This window comes from Gaetbulibacter aestuarii, from assembly GCF_039537665.1.
Classification (GTDB): domain Bacteria; phylum Bacteroidota; class Bacteroidia; order Flavobacteriales; family Flavobacteriaceae; genus Gaetbulibacter_A; species Gaetbulibacter_A aestuarii.
The window spans coordinates 341115-359462 of record NZ_BAABAY010000001.1; the positions used below are offsets into that span (position 1 = coordinate 341115).

Annotated in this window: 17 protein-coding genes; 8 read left to right on the forward strand and 9 right to left on the reverse strand. The window is 36.8% G+C overall.

The annotated features are described in order from the left end of the window. The 5 genes from uppS to murI all read left to right on the forward strand — a co-directional run bounded on the left by uppS (nt 1) and on the right by murI (nt 5900). Complete coding sequence (gene uppS, locus ABD682_RS01430; RefSeq protein ID WP_344738217.1) at nt 1-741, forward strand: undecaprenyl pyrophosphate synthase; 741 nt, start codon at nt 1-3, stop codon at nt 739-741. Next, nucleotides 674-3322: an outer membrane protein assembly factor BamA gene (gene bamA, locus ABD682_RS01435; protein WP_344738220.1), complete on the forward strand. Its 2649-nt coding sequence runs from the start codon at nt 674-676 to the stop codon at nt 3320-3322. Before uppS ends, bamA begins: the two co-directional genes overlap by 68 nt. A gap of 165 nt (nt 3323-3487) precedes the next feature. Next, the gene (locus ABD682_RS01440) at nt 3488-4516 is read left to right on the forward strand and encodes an OmpH/Skp family outer membrane protein (RefSeq protein WP_344738222.1); all 1029 of its coding nucleotides are present in this window, start codon (nt 3488-3490) and stop codon (nt 4514-4516) included. Nucleotides 4517-4548: 32 nt separating this feature from the next. After that, nucleotides 4549-5052 (forward strand): OmpH/Skp family outer membrane protein, encoded by a 504-nt coding sequence (locus tag ABD682_RS01445; RefSeq protein ID WP_344738224.1) that lies wholly within the window; start codon nt 4549-4551, stop codon nt 5050-5052. A gap of 68 nt (nt 5053-5120) precedes the next feature. Then, nucleotides 5121-5900 (forward strand): glutamate racemase, encoded by a 780-nt coding sequence (gene murI / locus ABD682_RS01450; RefSeq protein ID WP_344738226.1) that lies wholly within the window; start codon nt 5121-5123, stop codon nt 5898-5900. Nucleotides 5901-5914: 14 nt separating this feature from the next. Here murI and ABD682_RS01455 read toward each other — a convergent pair whose 3' ends face one another. Together ABD682_RS01455 and ABD682_RS01460 are read right to left on the reverse strand one after the other, a co-directional pair. Then, nucleotides 5915-6430 carry a gamma carbonic anhydrase family protein gene (locus ABD682_RS01455; protein ID WP_344738228.1) on the reverse strand — a complete coding sequence of 172 codons (516 nt, stop codon included), beginning with the start codon at nt 6428-6430 and terminating at the stop codon, nt 5915-5917. Between the two features lie 14 nt (nt 6431-6444). Next, nucleotides 6445-7449, reverse strand: a complete 1005-nt coding sequence (locus ABD682_RS01460; RefSeq protein WP_344738230.1) for a PorP/SprF family type IX secretion system membrane protein — start codon at nt 7447-7449, stop codon at nt 6445-6447. 156 nt (nt 7450-7605) lie between these two features. Here ABD682_RS01460 and ABD682_RS01465 point away from each other — a divergent pair, with 156 nt between their 5' ends. The 3 genes from ABD682_RS01465 to ABD682_RS01475 all read left to right on the forward strand — a co-directional run bounded on the left by ABD682_RS01465 (nt 7606) and on the right by ABD682_RS01475 (nt 11591). Further along, nucleotides 7606-8511 (forward strand): NifU family protein, encoded by a 906-nt coding sequence (locus ABD682_RS01465; RefSeq protein ID WP_344738232.1) that lies wholly within the window; start codon nt 7606-7608, stop codon nt 8509-8511. 75 nt (nt 8512-8586) lie between these two features. Further along, nucleotides 8587-10689, forward strand: coding sequence for a thioredoxin domain-containing protein (locus ABD682_RS01470; protein ID WP_344738234.1), 2103 nt, complete (start codon nt 8587-8589; stop codon nt 10687-10689). Between the two features lie 86 nt (nt 10690-10775). After that, entirely contained in the window at nt 10776-11591 is an 816-nt protein-coding gene (locus ABD682_RS01475; RefSeq protein ID WP_344738236.1) for a mechanosensitive ion channel family protein, read from the forward strand. Between the two features lie 4 nt (nt 11592-11595). Here ABD682_RS01475 and tsaB read toward each other — a convergent pair whose 3' ends face one another. The 7 genes from tsaB to ABD682_RS01510 all read right to left on the reverse strand — a co-directional run bounded on the left by tsaB (nt 11596) and on the right by ABD682_RS01510 (nt 18224). Continuing rightward, nucleotides 11596-12267, reverse strand: coding sequence for a tRNA (adenosine(37)-N6)-threonylcarbamoyltransferase complex dimerization subunit type 1 TsaB (gene tsaB, locus ABD682_RS01480; RefSeq protein ID WP_344738238.1), 672 nt, complete (start codon nt 12265-12267; stop codon nt 11596-11598). Nucleotides 12268-12278: 11 nt separating this feature from the next. Next, nucleotides 12279-13679: a TolC family protein gene (locus ABD682_RS01485; protein ID WP_344738240.1), complete on the reverse strand. Its 1401-nt coding sequence runs from the start codon at nt 13677-13679 to the stop codon at nt 12279-12281. Then, complete coding sequence (locus ABD682_RS01490; RefSeq protein ID WP_344738242.1) at nt 13636-14739, reverse strand: efflux RND transporter periplasmic adaptor subunit; 1104 nt, start codon at nt 14737-14739, stop codon at nt 13636-13638. Before ABD682_RS01490 ends, ABD682_RS01485 begins: the two co-directional genes overlap by 44 nt. 26 nt (nt 14740-14765) lie before the next feature. Then, on the reverse strand, nt 14766-16004 hold the full coding sequence (locus ABD682_RS01495) for an ABC transporter permease (RefSeq protein ID WP_344738244.1): 1239 nt from the start codon (nt 16002-16004) through the stop codon (nt 14766-14768). Between the two features lie 3 nt (nt 16005-16007). After that, nucleotides 16008-17240 (reverse strand): ABC transporter permease, encoded by a 1233-nt coding sequence (locus tag ABD682_RS01500; RefSeq protein WP_344738247.1) that lies wholly within the window; start codon nt 17238-17240, stop codon nt 16008-16010. Then, the gene (locus ABD682_RS01505) at nt 17233-17934 is read right to left on the reverse strand and encodes an ABC transporter ATP-binding protein (protein ID WP_344738249.1); all 702 of its coding nucleotides are present in this window, start codon (nt 17932-17934) and stop codon (nt 17233-17235) included. The genes ABD682_RS01500 and ABD682_RS01505 overlap by 8 nt, the downstream gene beginning before the upstream one ends. A gap of 77 nt (nt 17935-18011) precedes the next feature. Continuing rightward, nucleotides 18012-18224, reverse strand: coding sequence for a hypothetical protein (locus tag ABD682_RS01510; RefSeq protein ID WP_344738251.1), 213 nt, complete (start codon nt 18222-18224; stop codon nt 18012-18014). Between the last annotated feature and the right edge of the window lie 124 nt (nt 18225-18348).

An 18348-nucleotide genomic window follows, 5' to 3' on the forward strand; every position in this document is an offset into this window, starting at 1 on the left:
ATGGACTTAAAAGAGCACATCAATACCAAGAAATTACCGCAACATCTGGCCATTATTATGGATGGCAACGGGCGTTGGGCAAAACAAAAAGGTATGATGCGGGTGTTTGGTCATGAAAACGGTGCCAAGGCCGTTCGTGAGGTTGTAGAAGCTTCAGGCGAACTTGGTATTCCGAACGTAACGCTTTACGCCTTCTCTACTGAAAACTGGAAACGCCCTAAACTGGAAGTGGAAACTTTAATGAAGCTTTTGGTGTCTACATTAAAAAAAGAAATTAGTAATCTTCAAGAAAACGAAATAAGACTAAACGCCATTGGGAATTTAAAAACCTTACCTAAAAAGGTTTACAATGAGTTAACCGAAGTCATGGAAAAAACTAAAGAAAATGAAAAATTGACTTTGACTCTGGCCTTGAGCTACGGTTCACGCGAAGAATTACTAAACACTGTTAAAGAAATTAGTATTAAAGTTAAAAATAATATAATTTCGCCAAAAAAAATTGATGAATCAATTATTAATGAGCATCTTTACACGCAAAATTTACCAGACGTAGATTTGCTTATTAGAACTAGCGGCGAACAAAGAATAAGTAACTTTTTGCTCTGGCAGATTGCTTATGCCGAATTATATTTTACAGATGTGCTTTGGCCTGATTTTACGAAACAGCATTTGTATGAAGCTATTATTGAATATCAACAAAGAGAACGAAGATTTGGGAAAACAAGCGAGCAACTCAGCTAATATTCTACCTTTTAATACACTCCTCAATTACTGCCTATCAATTCTATTTTTAGCGTGCAGTTTTATAACGCAAGCTCAGAATTTAGCCCCTGATGCCAAAAAATATATCCTTGGAGATATTACAGTTAAAGGACAAACAAGCTTTAGCGAGCAAACCATTGTAGCCTATTCCGGGTTGCGTAAAGGTGAAGAAATAGCAATTCCTGGAGAACAAATCAGTGATGCCATTAAAAAGCTGTGGAAGTCGAATCTATTTAATGATATCGATATTTACGTGACTAATATTGAAGATAACGTAGCCTATTTGGAAATCCGATTAGCCGATCTTCCTCAATTGAATGAACTTAAAATTAAAGGTGTCAAAAAGTCTAAGTTTGATGATATCATTAAAGAAAACAAACTGGACAAAGGCGCTAAGGTTACAGAAAACCTTATTACAACAACCAAGAACTATCTTACCAATAAATACAAGAAAGATGGTTTTCTAAATACCAAAGTTTACATCAATACCATTGAAGTAAAAGATTCCTTGCCTACCAGCAGAGTGAACATGGTTATTAATATTGATAAAGGTGAAAAGGTAAAAGTAAAGGACATTAATTTTAGCGGAAACGAAGTTATTAGTGATAGACAACTTCGAAAAAGTATGAAAAATACAAAGCAGATCAATCCGATCCGTATTTTCAAACGTTCGAAGTATATTGCGGACGACTACAAAGAAGATTTAGAAAGCCTTATTGATAAGTATAAAGAAAATGGTTATCGTGATGCCCGAATTTTATCGGATAGTATCATATACAATAACGACAAAACCATTAGTATTAATATCAATCTTGAAGAAGGTGAAAAGTACACTTTTGGAAAAATACGGTTTATAGGAAATACGGCATATCCTGATGCGCTTTTAAATCGTATTCTTCGAATTAAAGAAGGCGATACATACAACGGAGTGGCACTTTCTAAAAGAATAGCCGATAACTCAAAACCTGACGCTAACGATATTACCAACCTTTACCAAAACAGTGGTTATTTATTCTCTACCATCAATGCTGTGGAAACCAGTGCTGATAATAATATTATTGATATGGAGATTCGTATCACGGAAGGTAAACCGGCCTACTTTAACAGAGTATCCGTAGTTGGAAATGACAAGACTAATGACCATGTTATATATCGTGAACTTAGAACACGTCCCGGAGAATTATATAGTAAGGCCAATGTGGTACGAACCGTTCGTGAATTAGGTCAGCTTGGTTTTTTTGATGCTCAGGAAATAGCGCCAAACTTTAAAAACCCAAATCCTGTTGAAGGAACCATCGATATGGAATACTCCGTAAAGGAAACCGGTTCCAGCCAAATTGAACTACAAGGTGGTTATGGTGGTGGTGGCTTTATCGGAACTTTAGGGTTGTCATTCAACAACTTTGCTATAAAAGACCTGTTTCATAAAGATGCTTATAAACCCATTCCAATGGGTGATGGACAAAAATTAGCCCTTCGCCTTCAGGCCAGTCGCTTCTTCCAAACGTATAGTTTTTCGTTTTCAGAGCCCTGGTTAGGCGGGAAACGTCCGGTGCAATTTTCTACCTCGATTTCGCATACAAAACAGTTCTTATATAACTATTTGAACCGTAGACCCGATAAAAGTAAAAGTTTTAATATTACCGGAATTACCTTTGGATTAGCAAAACGCTTATCCGTACCGGATGACTATTTTGTATTATCACAAGCCATAGGTTTTCAACGTTATGATTTGAATAATTACAATACAGGTCTATTTACTTTTGGTGATGGTTACTCAAATAACTTTTCTTATACCATTGGACTTTCGCGTAACAACACCAGTGTAGACCCTATTTACCCAACGGGAGGTTCAAACTTTAGTATTAAAGCAAAATTTTCTCCGCCCTACTCCTTATTTAATAAGGTTGATTACGCCGGATTAAAGGACGAGCGAAGTGATGAGCAAGCCATAATAAATGATGTAAATACAACAAATACCCAAAAACAGGCAGCTAGTGATAGAATTGCAGAAATTGACCAGGAACGTTATAAATGGCTCGAGTTTTACAAAGTCAATTTCAAAGCAGACTGGTATACCCAGATTGTGAAAGATCTTGTGTTACGTCCCAGTGTCGAGTTTGGATTTTTAGGAGCTTACAACAACGATCGAGGCATTATTCCATTTGAACGTTTCTTTGTTGGAGGTGACGGGTTAGGTAATTTTTCTTTGGACGGACGAGAAGTGATCCAATTACGTGGTTATCCTAATCAATCTTTATCAACTCAGGATGGTGGAACCATATACAACAAATTCTCTTTAGAATTACGTTATCCTATTACATTAAAAGCATCAGCTAAAATATATGGTTTAGGATTTATTGAAGGTGGTAACTCATTTGATAATTTTAGAGATTTCGATCCTTTTAACCTAAAACGCTCTACCGGTGTGGGGGTACGCATTTTTATGCCCGCCTTCGGATTATTAGGTATTGATTTTGGATACGGATTTGATAATGTTCCCGGATCAACCGGTGCCAATGGTTGGGAAACACACTTTATTATTGGGCAACAATTTTAAAGTTTCATAGTTTTGGCACGATATTTTCTAATATGACCTTGATGATTTAACTTGAATTAAAATTTTTAAAATTAAAATTCGTTAATTTTGAAAGCATAATTCAAAGGAGTGGCAGAAAATAAATAGAATCATCTGTCGTTTTTAGAGTTTATAAAGCCATAAATTATGAAAATTACACAGATGAAACGAAACGTTCTTTTTTTAATGACCTTGTTTTTTCTTCTAAGCTTGAGCATTAATGCCCAGCGAGGTGTAAGAATAGCCTATATTGATTCTGAATACATTTTAGAAAATGTTCCTGAGTATCAAGAAGCTATGGCACAACTAAATGCTAAAGCCGACAAATGGAAAATTGAAATTGCAGAAAAACTCAACGCTCTAAAACAAAAGCGCATTAATTTAAGTAATGAAAAAGCATTACTTACCAATGAATTAGCTCAGGAACGTCAAGAAGATCTGGATTTTGAAGAAAATGAGATTCTTGATTATCAACAAAAACGATTTGGTCCGAATGGCGATTTATTCATTCAGAAAAAACAACTGATGCAGCCCATTCAAGATCAAATTTTTGCGGCGGTTCAAACCATAGTTGCTCAACGAAAATATGATATGGTTTTAGATAAGGCGAATGGTGGTATGCTGTATGTTGCCAATCAATTGGATATAAGTGACATGGTATTACGAAGTATTACAAGAGCTTCCAAACGGGAGCAGGCAACTACAAAATCCGAACGAAAAGCCGCCGAAGAAGAAGATATCGTTCCTGTGATAAATAAGGAATTGGAAGCCAGAGAGCAAGCTGCTGAAGAACAAAAACAAGAACGCGAAAGTGCTATAGAAAAAGCACGCCAAAAACGTTTAGCTGAACGTGCAGCTCGTGTTAAAGCTGCTGAAGAAAAGCGTCAAAAAATATTAGAGGAACGGGAAAAGGCCAAGCAAGCAAAATTAGCAGAACGTAATAATGCTAACGAAACTGAAACCGATAGTATCCCGAGCGTAGAAAAGCCTTCAGAGGTTAAAACCAAAGAAGCAACGCAACCTGAAGAAAAGAAAACCAGAGCACAGCTAATTGAAGAAAACCGACAAAAAAAATTAGAACAACGCCGTGCCAGAATAAAAGAATTAGAAGAAAAAAGAAAGAAAATACAAGAAGATAGAGAAAAAGCAAAAGACAGTACCAGTAACAACAATTAATAATTTATAACACACTTAATACTATTTTTAAAATGAGACAATTCAAAACTATTTTATTTGCAACTGCTTTATGTTTAGGCACTTTTAGTTTTGCACAAGCGCAAAAGATTGCCCATATAAATACTCAGGACTTAATTCAAGCAATGCCTGAAACCAAATCAGCGCAGTCTGAATTACAAGCTTTGAGTAAAACATATCAAACAGATATGCAAAGCTCAGTAACAGAATTTCAAAACCTTTTAAAGCAATACGAATCTGAGGCACCTACAAAAACTGAGGAAGAAAACGCTAAAAGAAGTCAGGAAATTCAAGAAAAACAACAACGTTTACAACAATTCCAGGCTGATGCGCAAAAAGATCTTCAGAAAAAAGAGCGTGATTTAATGAAGCCTATTACAGATAAAGCCAAAGCTGCTATTGAAAAAGTAGCTGCAGCACAAGGTTTCGATTATGTTTTAGACTCCAGTGTTGGCGTTATTATCGTAGCAAACGGAAAGGACTTGCTTAACGATGTTAAAAAAGAATTAGGTATTTAATAATACGCTTAAAATTAAAATCATAAAAAGCCGCTTTTTAAAAAGCGGCTTTTTATTTTTGTTTTACTATGAGTACAAATCCTATAGGCATTTTTGATTCCGGTGTAGGAGGCACCTCTATTTGGAAAGAAGTCCATCAGCTCCTCCCCCATGAAAATACTATCTACCTTGCAGATAGTAGGAATGCTCCTTATGGCCCAAAAGGAAAACAGGCCATCATCGATCTAAGCGTTAAAAACACAGAGTTGCTGTTATCAAAAGGCTGTAAACTCATAGTTGTAGCTTGTAATACCGCAACAACCAATGCTATTGATTATCTCAGACAACATTACGAGGTGCCTTTTATAGGTATTGAGCCTGCCATAAAACCAGCCGCCTTACAAACCGAACACAATGCTATAGGTATTTTAGCAACCAAGGGAACCCTTACTAGTACTTTATTTTCAAAAACATCAGAACTTTATGCCAATGGCAAAACTGTGATTGAGCAGGATGGTAAAGGCATTGTAGAATTGATCGAAAGTGGTGAACTTTACAGTGAGGCGATGCGAAGTTTGCTTGAATCCTATCTCGAACCCATGCTAAAGGTCAATATTGATTATTTGGTTTTAGGTTGCACACACTACCCTTACCTTATTCCGGTACTCCAGGAATTACTACCTCAGCATGTTAAAATTATTGATTCCGGGAAAGCTGTTGCAAAACAAACCAAGGCTGTTCTTGAACGTCATGGGCTTTTAAACACCTCAACGGAAAAACCAAAATTGAAGTTTTATTCGAATACCGATCCAAAAGTGATGCAATCCTTTTTAGGAGATGCATTTGTTGCAGAATATCTGGAGTTTTAAATATTTGCGATTCTTTATTCCTTAAACCAACCGGAATATTTGACGTAATTATTGGCGATACGTTCGATTTCACCAGAAATTAAATCCTGACTGATCGTCTTCACTTTTTTAGCGGGAACTCCGGCATAGATACTTCCGGCTTCTACATGTGTATTCTTGGTTACTACAGCTCCGGCTGCAATAATACTATGACTTTCCACGATACAATCGTCCATAATAATGCTTCCCATACCTACTAAAACATCATCCTTTATGGTACAACCATGCACAATAGCATTATGGCCAATAGACACATTGTTGCCAATAGTTGTTGGAGACGTCTTGTAAGTTGCGTGAATCACAGCACCATCCTGAATATTGACTTTATTCCCAATTTTAATGAAATGAACATCACCTCGAATCACAGCATTGAACCAAACACTACATTGCACACCCATTGCAACATCACCCACTATGGTGGCGTTTTCAGCAATAAAACAATCCTCCGGAATTCTGGGAGTTATTCCGTTTACAGATTTAATTAAAGGCATAATATAATAGAATGTTAATTTACAGCAGGACAGTTACAATCGTAACGCTCACGGCGGCAATTAAAGTTGAATCCTAGCGTAAACTGATGAAAACCACCATTGGTAAATACTAAAGAATTGGCTTGATAAGTATAAGTGTAGGCAAACATAAATTGTTTGTAGTTTACCCCAAGAAGAGGTGAAATCTGTTGTAATTTTTGACTACTAACAGTGCCACTACTATTCAAATATTGAGCGCCATCTAAACTGGTTCGATATGATACTCCGCCCCAAATGGATCCAAATTCAACACTCTTGTAAACTTTCCCATTAATATCTAAAAGCGCTTCCTGAGTTCCATCTTTGTATTGGAACATCACGGAAGGTTCATAGCTCCATTCACTCCCATATTTAGATAAAACGCCACCAACCGACAATAAGTAGCGTCGTAAATTACTGGTAATTTCAATATCATTATTAACACCGGAATTTTTAAGTAAGTTCTTTATCGTTCCATGTGCATAAAAATCCAGGAACTGATATGAAAATCCAAAATCTACATTAAAGTTAGTGGCACTTTCAACCACACCACTTACAATAGGATCAGGCCCATCGAATAAAAAAGTGGTTTCATCAAGTTTGTATTGAATAAATCCGGCACTTAATCCAAAGGAGAGCATATTTAGATCTACTTCTGAACGCGAAAACATCAAATGATGAGCATAGGTTAAATACGCACCGGTTTGAGAATGATAACCATTTTTATCAGCAAAAGCTATGGCACCAACTCCCGACGGCGAATCGCCAATACGGCTATTTACACTTAAGGTCATGAGTTTTGGAGCATCGCTTTGTCCAAACCATTGCTGTCTGGCTGTTAAACGCACCTTAGCACAATTGGCCACACCCGCCATAGACGGATGGATCAGATAATAATTATCGGTTAAATAATCGGTATAAATGGGCAGTCCTTCTTGCGCCATTGAAATTTTTGAAGTGAATGCAAAAATCAATACAAAAAAGTAATGGTGTAATTTCATATGTTTTCAATAAATAAGCCGGGAGAAATATAAACGTGAACTTTAAATTTTATTGTAAATATAAGACGAAATATTATTTCTTTCTTAGTCAGCTTTTTACCAAATATATATATAACTCCACTTATCTTTTAGTATTTTTGTAAAAAATTAGCTGAAATGAACAATTTTAAGGTTTCCGTGCAGGCAACGAACAATAATGCCATTATAAAATTTGAATTGAATCAATTTGTTACGCAACATCAAAGTTTTGAATTCAATAACATTGATGAAGCTAAAACATCGCCTTTGGCGCAGCAATTGTTTTATTTACCCTTTGTAAAGAAAGTTTATATTTCCGGTAATTTCATTGCTGTTGAACGCTATAATATTGTTGACTGGAAAGATGTTCAGGACGAAGTAGCTCAGCAAATTGAGACTTATCTGAATGACGGCGGAATAATTTTGGAAGAAGAGGCCCAAAGTGCTAAAAAAGTGCCTGTCACCATTTATGCGGAAAGTACCCCAAATCCTGCTGCCATGAAATTTGTGGCCAATAAAAAACTGGTTACAACCCACTTTGAATTTACTTCAATCGATGACGCTAAATTATCGCCATTGGCTACAGAACTATTTCATTTTCCATTTGTGAAAAATGTTTTTATTGAAGAAAATTACGTTTCGATCACAAAATATGACCGTGCCGAATGGCAGGATATTACTATGGAACTTCGTGAATTCATCCGAAGTTTTATAGAAAACGGAAAAGATATTGTATTACCTGAAGCTGCGGAATCATTGGAAAAATCGAATGATCAATTAGACGCTCAATTCGAATCCCTTGATGATATATCCAAGGAAATCATTAATATTCTTGAAGAATATGTAAAACCGGCTGTTGCTAGCGATGGTGGAAACATTCAGTTTATTTCCTACGATGCCGACAAAAAAAATGTGAGCGTTCTGCTTCAGGGTGCTTGTAGCGGTTGTCCGTCTTCAACCTACACTTTAAAAAGTGGTATTGAAAATATGTTGAAACAGATGCTGCAGGACAAAGTAGAGACCGTAGAGGCTATAAACGGTTAATATCTATAATTTCAAATGAAAGCGTTCCACATCTGGAACGCTTTTTTTGTGCTTTATTTTGGCTAACTTTGATACATGAAGTACCTTAAGTTTCTCATATTCCTTTTCCTATTTAATTGCAAGGATCAGAACTCGAAATCTATGGAAGAACATCCCACAAATGCTTTAATACATGAAACCAGCCCATACCTTTTACAACATGCTCATAATCCTGTAAACTGGTATGCCTGGAAACCTGAAACTCTCACAAAAGCTAAAAAAGAGAACAAATTACTTCTTATTAGTATCGGATATGCCGCTTGCCATTGGTGCCATGTTATGGAACATGAAAGTTTTGAGAACGATTCGGTAGCTGAAATCATGAATAAGAACTACGTTAATGTTAAAGTAGACCGTGAAGAACGTCCGGATGTTGATCAAGTGTATATGAATGCCGTCCAACTTATGACGGGTCGTGGTGGCTGGCCCTTAAATGTGGTTGCCCTACCCGATGGTCGTCCTATTTGGGGAGGTACTTATTTCCAGAAAGCGCAATGGATGGATGCACTCACCAAAATTGCCGAACTCTATGAAAAAGATCCTAAGAAATTCAATGCGTATGCAAGTCAGTTAGAACAAGGTGTAAAAAGTCTGGATGTCGTTCAATTAAATACTGAGGCTCCTGAATTTAATGAAGCATTTATTGATGCTGCCGTTAAGAAGTGGTCTTCGCAATTCGATCATGATTTTGGTGGTACCAAACGTGCTCCAAAATTTATGATGCCTAATAATTATCATTTTTTGTGGCGCTATGCTTTTCAAACCAATGATGAAGACCTCAAAGATTATTTGAATTTAACCCTTACCAAAATGGCCTATGGTGGTGTTTTTGATCAGTTAGGCGGTGGGTTTTCGCGATATTCTGTTGACGAAAAATGGCATGTACCCCACTTTGAAAAAATGCTTTATGATAACGGACAATTAGTTAGTTTATATGCCGATGCTTATTTGAGTACCAAAAATCCCTTGTATAAAACTATTGTTGAGCAAACCCTCAATTTTATTCAAAAGGAAATGACCGCAGATAACGGTGCCTTTTATTCATCTTATGATGCCGATAGTAATACTCCCGAAGGCAAACTCGAAGAAGGTGCTTATTACGTCTGGACTAAACCTGAGTTACAATCGTTATTAAAGGATGATTTCGATCTTTTCTCAGATTATTATAATATTAACGACTATGGTTTGTGGGAACACGATCAGTATGTTTTAATTCGAAATGCGTCGGATGAAGATTTCATAAAAAAACATGGTCTTACCAAAACAACATGGGAAGAAAAGCTAAAAAACTGGCGCACCATGCTTCTTGAGGCTCGAAAAAAACGTTCAAAACCCAGACTGGATGATAAAACATTAACTTCCTGGAATGCCATCATGCTAAAAGGTTTTGTAGACGCCTATCGTGTATTTAACAATGTGGCCTATCTGGCTTCCGCCGAAAAAAACGCTAATTTCATTTTAAATACCCAAATGAAATCTGATGGCGGTTTGTACCATAATTACAAGAACGGCACAAGTAATATCAATGGTTATCTGGAAGATTACGCGGAAACCATAGATGCTTTTATATCGCTTTATGAAGCTACTTTTGACGAAAAATGGCTTACCACATCCAGGGATCTGGCCAATTATACCTTAGATCATTTTTATGACGATACCAGCGGTATGTTCTTTTTTACTTCTGATGAAGATGATGCCTTAATGTCTCGCACGATTGAATATCAGGATAATGTTATACCTGCCAGTAATTCCGTTATGGCAAAAAATCTATTCAAATTAGGGCACTATTTCGATAATGATCATTTTGATACTATTGCGGTCAAAATGCTGAATAATATAAAACCTGAAATGCAGCAACACCCTTCAGGATATTCTAATTGGTACGATCTCATGTTAAATTATACCAATCCGTATTATGAAGTTGTTATTACCGGTAAGGAGGCTAAACAAAAATTAAAAGATTTTAATCAACATTATATTCCAAATAAAATATTGGCAGGTAGCCTGAAGGGAAATAACATGCCATTATTAGAAAGTCGCTTCAACCCGGAGAAGACCCTTATTTATGTATGCGTAAATAAAACCTGTAAACTACCGGTTGAAGCTGTTAATAAAGCCTTAGAATTTATTGAACGATAACACACCAAAAAGTATTAAAATACTTGTGAAACTTAATAAAATTCTTATTTTAAGACTGCGATTAACTTTAAAAAAATATTGAAAAAATGGAAAACTTACAGAATATAGATTTTACCAAATGGACTGGTCTGGCTGTAGATTATGGTTTAAAAATTATTGGTGCCATTGTTATATGGATCATTGGTTCCTGGGTTATAAAGCATCTTTTAAAAGGTCTGAGAAAAGTAATGGCTAAGGCCAATTATGATGAAAGTCTTCAAAAATTCCTGGTAAACCTCACCAAGTGGGGCTTAAAAATTGTTCTTATAATCGTAGTTTTAGGAACTATTGGTATTGAAACGACGTCTCTTGCTGCTGTAATTGCTGCCGCAGGTTTGGCCGTTGGATTAGCACTGCAAGGATCTCTCGGGAACTTTGCCGGTGGTGTTTTGATCATGATCTTCAAACCGTTTAAAATTGGAGATCTTATTGAAGCTCAAGGTGAAATTGGTGTGGTAAAGCAAATTGAAATTTTCACTACCAAACTTACCGGACTTTCCAATAAAGAGATCATCATTCCAAATGGTTCTCTTTCCAATGGTAATATTGTGAATTACACCGTTGAAGGTACGCGACGTGTAGATTTTGTTTTTGGTGTGGATTACGACTCCGATATTAAAAAGACCAAAGAAGTGCTCATGAGTGTATTGAAGGCCAATGACAAAATTCTTGAAGAACCTGCTCCTACGGTTGCCGTTCTGGAACTGGCTGATAGTTCCATTAACTTTGCTGTACGCCCATGGACAAAATCCGAGAATTACTGGCCTGTTTATTTTGAGGTTATGGAAGCCACCAAAGAAGCGCTAGATGCTGCAGGTATTGATATTCCTTATCCACATCAAGTTAATATTAAAAAAGAATAACAGCTTACTTTTTAGATTTTGTAGTCACGAAATCTTTTAAATAATACGGTTCAAAATAGGCGACATCTTCAAAGTCGCCTATTTTGTATTTGGAAAATGCCAAAGCACTCATTTCCTGTGCAGAGGGTAATTTCTTTTCAATAAAAACAGCATTAGGATGTTGTATAATATCTTTAGTTTTTTCAACGCCATTGCCAATAAAATATACAGAGTCTTCTTCTAAATAATTTTGGAAAGATTCTGCATCTAAAATTTGAGCTTCGGTTTCTCTTATCTGTTGAAATTCAACATCAAAAATGGCTGAATAAACTTCCATCCGACGTGCGTCCAGCATAGGAATAATAACTCCTGATTCAGCTGAAACCTGATGCGCTAGAGATTGTAAGGTTGGCACAGAAATTAAAGGTTTTTCTAGAGCGTAACACAGGCCTTTTGCTGAAGATACGCCAATACGAAGTCCGGTGTAAGATCCCGGACCTTTGCTAACAGCGATGGCGTCTAAATCATTCCGAGATATACCGGCTTCCTTTAAAACCGCATCAATATAGACATGTAAACGCTCGGCATGCGAGTATTTGGAATCGTAATCTTCTTTTAAGGCAATAGTTTCTCTATTTTTTGAAATGGATACCGAGCAATTGGTTGTTGCCGTTTCTATGTTCAGGATGTAAGCCAAATCTAAAATTTCTATTCTTCTAAAATAGGAATTCCAAAATAGAACTCTAACACTTTCAGCTTAAAAATAAAATCGTATTTGCTTCGGATAACATCCGACTGGGCATTATCATATTGAATTCGTGACTGATTAAAATCAAAAGCATTCGAAAGTCCAACATCATACCGGTCTTGAGCATAATTAAAAGCCAGGCGACGCGCTTCCTCTGTTTTCAATGCTGCATCATATACTTTTTTTGCATTTAAAGCATCACTGTAAGCCTGGTAAACTGTAGATTCCAGATCTAGTTCCGCTTGTTTTTTCTGAAGTTTGAAACGCTCCACATTAATTTTACTTCTTTTGATATTGTTGCTGGTTTGGAAATTATTGAAAATTGGCACATTCAATCGCAAACCAACGGCCGTACCATCAAACAAATACAATTGATCTATAAAACTGATATTTTCTCCCGTAAACGGATTCGCTTGCGTGCTCGACCAGCGCGTGTTGTAACTTACAAAACCACTCAAGGTAGGATACAATGCCGATTTAGAAATCTCAAGGTCCTTTTGAGCCAATTCCAAATTTGAATCTGCAATTTTTACATCATTTACAACGGTTTTAGCTTTGTCGGCTATGACCTGCGGATTTTCATCAAGAATAGTGTCAGGAATCAATCCGTAATCCACATCAACAATATCGAAGCTATTATAATCATCTAATTGCAAGGTTTGAGCAAGTCCTAATTTAGAAATAAACAAGGCATTCTCAGCTTGAATGATCTGTTGTTGTTGGGTGGCATCGGTAGCTTGTATTTCCAGAAGATCACCTTCAGGTACCACACCGGAATTCACCAATTCTTTCGTGTTTTTTAAGTTCTCTTTCGTGATCTCATTTTGAGCTCTAGCCACTTTAAGTTGTTCTTTATTAGCTAAAATCTGTAAAAAGGAATTGGCCACAAGAAGCGCAATATCATCCTTCATTTTATCCAATTTATAAGACGCTGCCATTTGATTAAGTCTGGCGCGTTGTAATGTTTTCCAATTTTGGAGTCCGGAAAAAATATTTATCCCGGAACTGAGCCCACCTGAAGCTGAACGGAAGGTTGTATTTTCAAACTGGTTACTCGCTGGGTTAATATTGGCACCGGTGTTAATATTAAATGAGCCGTTGGCATTTAAATTAGGTAAAAAATTGCTTTTTGCCTGACTCTCGTCTACCTCAGCCTGACTTTGATCTAAAAGAGATTGTTGTACCGAAATATTATTTTTAATGGCATAATCAACACAAGCCTCTAACGTCCATTTTTTTTGTTGCCCATGAACCACTAAAGTTCCTGTAAAAAGAATGAGCCAAAATATATATTTAATTTTCTTCATCGTGTAATCATTAACTTTGTTCGGTAATCTTATTCCAAACTTTAATTTCATCATCAGGGTTTAGCCCATCCTGAATTTCCACATTGATACCATCTGAAATTCCTAATTTCACATCTTGCTTTTTAAAGGTTCCGTCGGGTTGCTTGACCTCAACAAACGGTTTTTCAGTAATTCTGTCGAATTGTACCAGTGATTCTTTGATACTAAAAATACTATCCTTACTGGCAATATTGATCTCGGCATTCGCACTATAACCCGCTCGAATATTGATATTAGGATCCACCTCAACATCCGATTTAATCGTAAATTGAACAGCTCCCGCGGCATCAGAAATACCTTTTGGGGCTATGAAATTCAGTTTTGCAGGAAGTTTCTTTTCATCCAAAGCTCCAATAATAACATCAATAGGCTCGCCTTCTTTGATTTTACCAACCTCCGATTCATCTACGGTGCCTTCAAAAATCATTTTACTCATATCGGCTATGGTCGCTATGGTAGTTCCTGCATTAAAGTTATTACTTTGAATGACCTGATCCCCCACGCGTACAGGGATTTCAAGAACTGTTCCTGAAATTTGAGCGATGATGTTGGTATTGGCTTCACTACCTCCCGAAATCGAACCTTTTTTAATGATCTGATAATCATTTTTGGCCTGATCCAGAGATTCCTCAGCCTGCTCAAACGACAGTTTATTATTTTCAAAATCCTGTTCTGAAATAACACCTTTATCGTAAAGAGATTTATTTCTGTTGAACACCACCTTGGCGTTTTCATAGGTTAATCGTGCTGAATTAAGTCGACTACTTGCCGAATTCAAAGCCTGCTCATTGGGAACAATACGGATTTTAGCGATCAAATCGCCCTTCTTCACCAAATCGCCTTCCTGGACTAAAATATCATTGACGATCCCGGAAATTTGTGGTTTTAGTTCAACCTCCTCTTCAGGATTTAAACTTCCCGTGGCGACAACCTTGTTGGCAATCGATGTATAGAACGGTTTTTCCGTTTTGAAGGCCTCAGCCGGCCTGTTATTGGCTTTGTAAAAATAGCGTAGCACCAGTGCAAACAAAATGATGACTACGACGATAAAGCTGATTTTTAGAAATTTTTTCATCTCTTAGTATTTAATTTTTTTAATTTTTATTCTTCTCTTAAGGCTTCAATAGGTTTAACATTAGTGGCTTTATTGGCCGGAATCAGACCAATCAAGGTTCCTAAAACAGTGACTATCAACAAGGCTAAAAACACCATTCCGGTAGAGACCGAAGGATTTCGCATTATGGGATTTTCTGCACCTGATACCAAATGATTTACCAACATGAGAATAAGTCCACCACTAATAATTCCAAGAATGCCAGAAATAAGTGAAATCGATACGGATTCTATTATTATTTGTCTTTTAATTACGAACGGTGTGGCACCCAATGCCCGACGCACACCAATCTCCTTAGTACGTTCCTTTACGGAGATAAGCAGAATACCCCCAATGGCAAAAACACCGGCGATTAGGGTTGCAATACCTACAAACCAGGTCAGGAACTGCATACCAGTCAAAAATCCGGTCAATTGGTCGAAGCGTTCCCCCAAATTAAAGCCATTCAAGGCACGATTATCTTCGGGGTTGATGTCATGTAGATTTTTCAGTAACAATTTCACATCTGCATCCAACTGATTAATATCAAACTCAGGATAACCTGTTATCATTAAAACATCCACATCATCACCCTTGTTATACAACTGCTGAGCCGTGGAATAGGGCATATTAAAATCAATAATCGGACCCCCAAAATTGGCCGGTTTGTAGACACCAATTACTTTAAAGGAAACATCGTTAGCTTTAATAAATTTATTAACTGGATTTTCACCTTTTTCAAATAATTGTTTATATACATCATCGGAAATGACAATCACTTTGCGTCGTTCTTTAATATCATTTTGATTGATATATCTTCCGTAGATCAGATCTTTTTTGGCCAAAACGTCAAATAATGGAATTTCACCGCGCCCGGTAAAGCTTGAGTTTAATCTTTTCCGGCTTAAATTAGATTGCAACTGAATACTGGGTACTACATATTCTACGCCTGGTATATTTTCCCGAATACTTTTTGCGTCATCAAGAGTCATTTGTATTTGACGTCCCTCCTGATAACCCTTAAATGGAATGGTTGTCCTACCTCCAAAAATGAACAAACTATTTGTTGCAAAATTTTTAAAAACTGCATTAAAGTTATTCTCAATACCCTTGGCCGAACCCAACAGAGCAATGAGCAATAAAATACCCCACCAAACTCCGACCATGGTCAAAACCGACCTGAGTTTATTTTTTGTAAGGCTTTCGAAAACTTCTCGCCAGGTATCCTTTTCTAGTAAAAACTTCATTCTTTAATCATTTCTTAAAGCGACAATAGGTTTTATTTTTGAGGCACGTTTTGCGGGTATGAAACCTGCTATGCCACCTGCTATGATTAATACAATAGTTGCTGTAAATACGATAGAAATATTAACACCAGGATCCAAAATGAAATAGCGCTCGAGGCTCGGTCCAATACCTTTTAAAATACTAACGCCGATAACGAGTCCCAAGTAACCGGTAATAGTAGTGATTAAAATGGTTTCTAACAAAATGATCGAAACGATAGACCTAGGTGTTGCACCCAGGGCTTTACGAATACCTATTTCTTTAGTACGTTCCTTGACTATAAAGATCATAATATTACTGATACCCAAAATACCGGCAATAAGAGTTCCAAATCCAATAATAGGAATTAAAATTCTTAGGCTTAAGGAAAAATTATCCTGACGCTTTTTTTCCGTAAGAATCCTATCGCTGGCACGTATAGCCCGCTGATCGTCAGGTGCAACACTATTTTTGTTTTTTAATTTCGACTTAATCCTATTAACCAGGGCTATAGTCTGATCGACTGACAAATCCGGCTTATAACCCACCATTATAGTTCCTAATTTATTATCTCCTGTGTAGAGTTTTTGTATGGTAGTTAAAGGAGCATAAATGATCCGTTCCTGACTATCGCCTCCGTCATCCGAATACACACCGACAACCCTATAAGCAACTCCTTCCAAATTAACATATTTACCCAAAGCAGATTCTTTTCCGAACAAATCAGATTCTACAAGCCTTCCAATAATAATGTATTTACTTCTATTTAATATATCCCTGTCGTTAATAAACCGCCCTTTTAAAATTTTGGCCTTTTGTAAAAACTGGTAATCCGGATCGATACCCATTACTGAATATTCTCCTTTTTTTTCTTTATAAGAAATATTGTAATTTCTTCTTAAGGTTCCCGAGATATACTGAATATCGTTTGGAAACTCTTTTTTAATATACCTGGCATCATCATTATAATAGAATATTTGTCTACCTATTTGGTATCCTTTATATGGTTTTGAAGTGGTTCCCGTATAAAAAGTAATCGCATTTTCAGATCTTTGAATAAATCGTTTTTGAAAGTTATTGTCAAGACCATTGGCAATACCAAAAAGAATGGTAAACAACATAATCGCGAATACCACAGTAAACCCGGACAAGATGGCTCGTGTCCTGTTTTTATTGATACTCTGAAATATCTCCCGCCAAAGGTCCAGATCAAACATGTTGCTTCGCTCTTACTTGTTCTATCACAGCATCCTCTAAAATAACACCATCCTTTAAATTCACAATACGCTTGCACATATGGGCAATGTCATCTTCGTGAGTAACCATGAGAATGGTTTTTCCTTCATCATTCAATTGTTGAATGAAATCCATAATCTCATAAGAAGTTTTGCTATCCACGGCTCCGGTAGGTTCATCAGCGAGTAATAGTTTGGGGTTGGCGGCCAGAGCGCGCGCTATGGCCACACGTTGGTTTTGACCTCCGGAAAGTTCTTTTGGAAGGTGTGTTGCCCAATCAGCCAAACCTACTTTTTCCAGATGAAACATGGCTTTTTCCTGACGTTCCTTTCTATTCATGCCCTGATAATACAACGGAAGCGCCACGTTTTCCAATGCCGATTTATAATTGATAAGGTTGAACGATTGAAAAATGAATCCCAGAAATTTATTGCGATAAAGTGCCGCTTTTTTCTCGGTGAGGTTTTTAATGGGCAGGCCATCCAGAATATAAGAACCGGAATCGGCTTCATCTAGCATCCCGATAATGTTGAGTAAAGTGGATTTTCCTGAGCCGGAAGACCCCATGATGGCTACCATTTCACCTTCCTTAACAGATAAGTTAATACCTTTTAATACATGTAAACTGGAATCACCTATAGGATAGGATTTGTGTAAATTGGTAATCTCTAACACACCAAAAGAATTTATTGATTAGTAGCTAAACCCAATATAAGGTTACAGATTTACGTGACAAATTTTTTATTAATATTTTAACGTGTCCGGTACTTTCTGTAAATGAAAATTCCAAGCCCGGCCATAAGGATATAAGGCACCGACATTAAGTATACAATACCATCGTTAATACCTTTGGCGGCAGATTGCCCTTGCTCACTTTCTAAAACAGCGCGGCACATAGCACACTGGGCACTAGCCGTAAACTGAAGAAAGGCCATAAGAAGAAAAAGAATGATTTTACGTTTCATAAAGGAATCGATTTCTGGTTGCAAAGGTAAACCATAAAAATGTGACACTGAAATAATGATCTTAAAATTCAATTCAACTTTTTTATAAATTCATTCCATCACCTTTTCAAAAATTACATTATTT

What these genes read in the sequence shown, in the direction of transcription:
- ABD682_RS01475 (WP_344738236.1), top strand. Translation starts at nt 10,776, where the DNA reads ATGGAAAACTTACAGAATATAGATTTTACCAAATGGACTGGTCTGGCT.
- ABD682_RS01495 (WP_344738244.1), bottom strand. Translation starts at nt 16,004, where the DNA reads ATGAAGTTTTTACTAGAAAAGGATACCTGGCGAGAAGTTTTCGAAAGC.
- ABD682_RS01490 (WP_344738242.1), bottom strand. Translation starts at nt 14,739, where the DNA reads ATGAAAAAATTTCTAAAAATCAGCTTTATCGTCGTAGTCATCATTTTG.
- bamA (WP_344738220.1), top strand. Translation starts at nt 674, where the DNA reads ATGAAGCTATTATTGAATATCAACAAAGAGAACGAAGATTTGGGAAAA.
- ABD682_RS01510 (WP_344738251.1), bottom strand. Translation starts at nt 18,224, where the DNA reads ATGAAACGTAAAATCATTCTTTTTCTTCTTATGGCCTTTCTTCAGTTT.
- ABD682_RS01445 (WP_344738224.1), top strand. Translation starts at nt 4,549, where the DNA reads ATGAGACAATTCAAAACTATTTTATTTGCAACTGCTTTATGTTTAGGC.
- ABD682_RS01485 (WP_344738240.1), bottom strand. Translation starts at nt 13,679, where the DNA reads ATGATGAAATTAAAGTTTGGAATAAGATTACCGAACAAAGTTAATGAT.
- ABD682_RS01500 (WP_344738247.1), bottom strand. Translation starts at nt 17,240, where the DNA reads ATGTTTGATCTGGACCTTTGGCGGGAGATATTTCAGAGTATCAATAAA.
- uppS (WP_344738217.1), top strand. Translation starts at nt 1, where the DNA reads ATGGACTTAAAAGAGCACATCAATACCAAGAAATTACCGCAACATCTG.
- murI (WP_344738226.1), top strand. Translation starts at nt 5,121, where the DNA reads ATGAGTACAAATCCTATAGGCATTTTTGATTCCGGTGTAGGAGGCACC.
- ABD682_RS01455 (WP_344738228.1), bottom strand. Translation starts at nt 6,430, where the DNA reads ATGCCTTTAATTAAATCTGTAAACGGAATAACTCCCAGAATTCCGGAG.
- ABD682_RS01440 (WP_344738222.1), top strand. Translation starts at nt 3,488, where the DNA reads ATGAAAATTACACAGATGAAACGAAACGTTCTTTTTTTAATGACCTTG.
- ABD682_RS01470 (WP_344738234.1), top strand. Translation starts at nt 8,587, where the DNA reads ATGAAGTACCTTAAGTTTCTCATATTCCTTTTCCTATTTAATTGCAAG.
- ABD682_RS01460 (WP_344738230.1), bottom strand. Translation starts at nt 7,449, where the DNA reads ATGAAATTACACCATTACTTTTTTGTATTGATTTTTGCATTCACTTCA.
- ABD682_RS01465 (WP_344738232.1), top strand. Translation starts at nt 7,606, where the DNA reads ATGAACAATTTTAAGGTTTCCGTGCAGGCAACGAACAATAATGCCATT.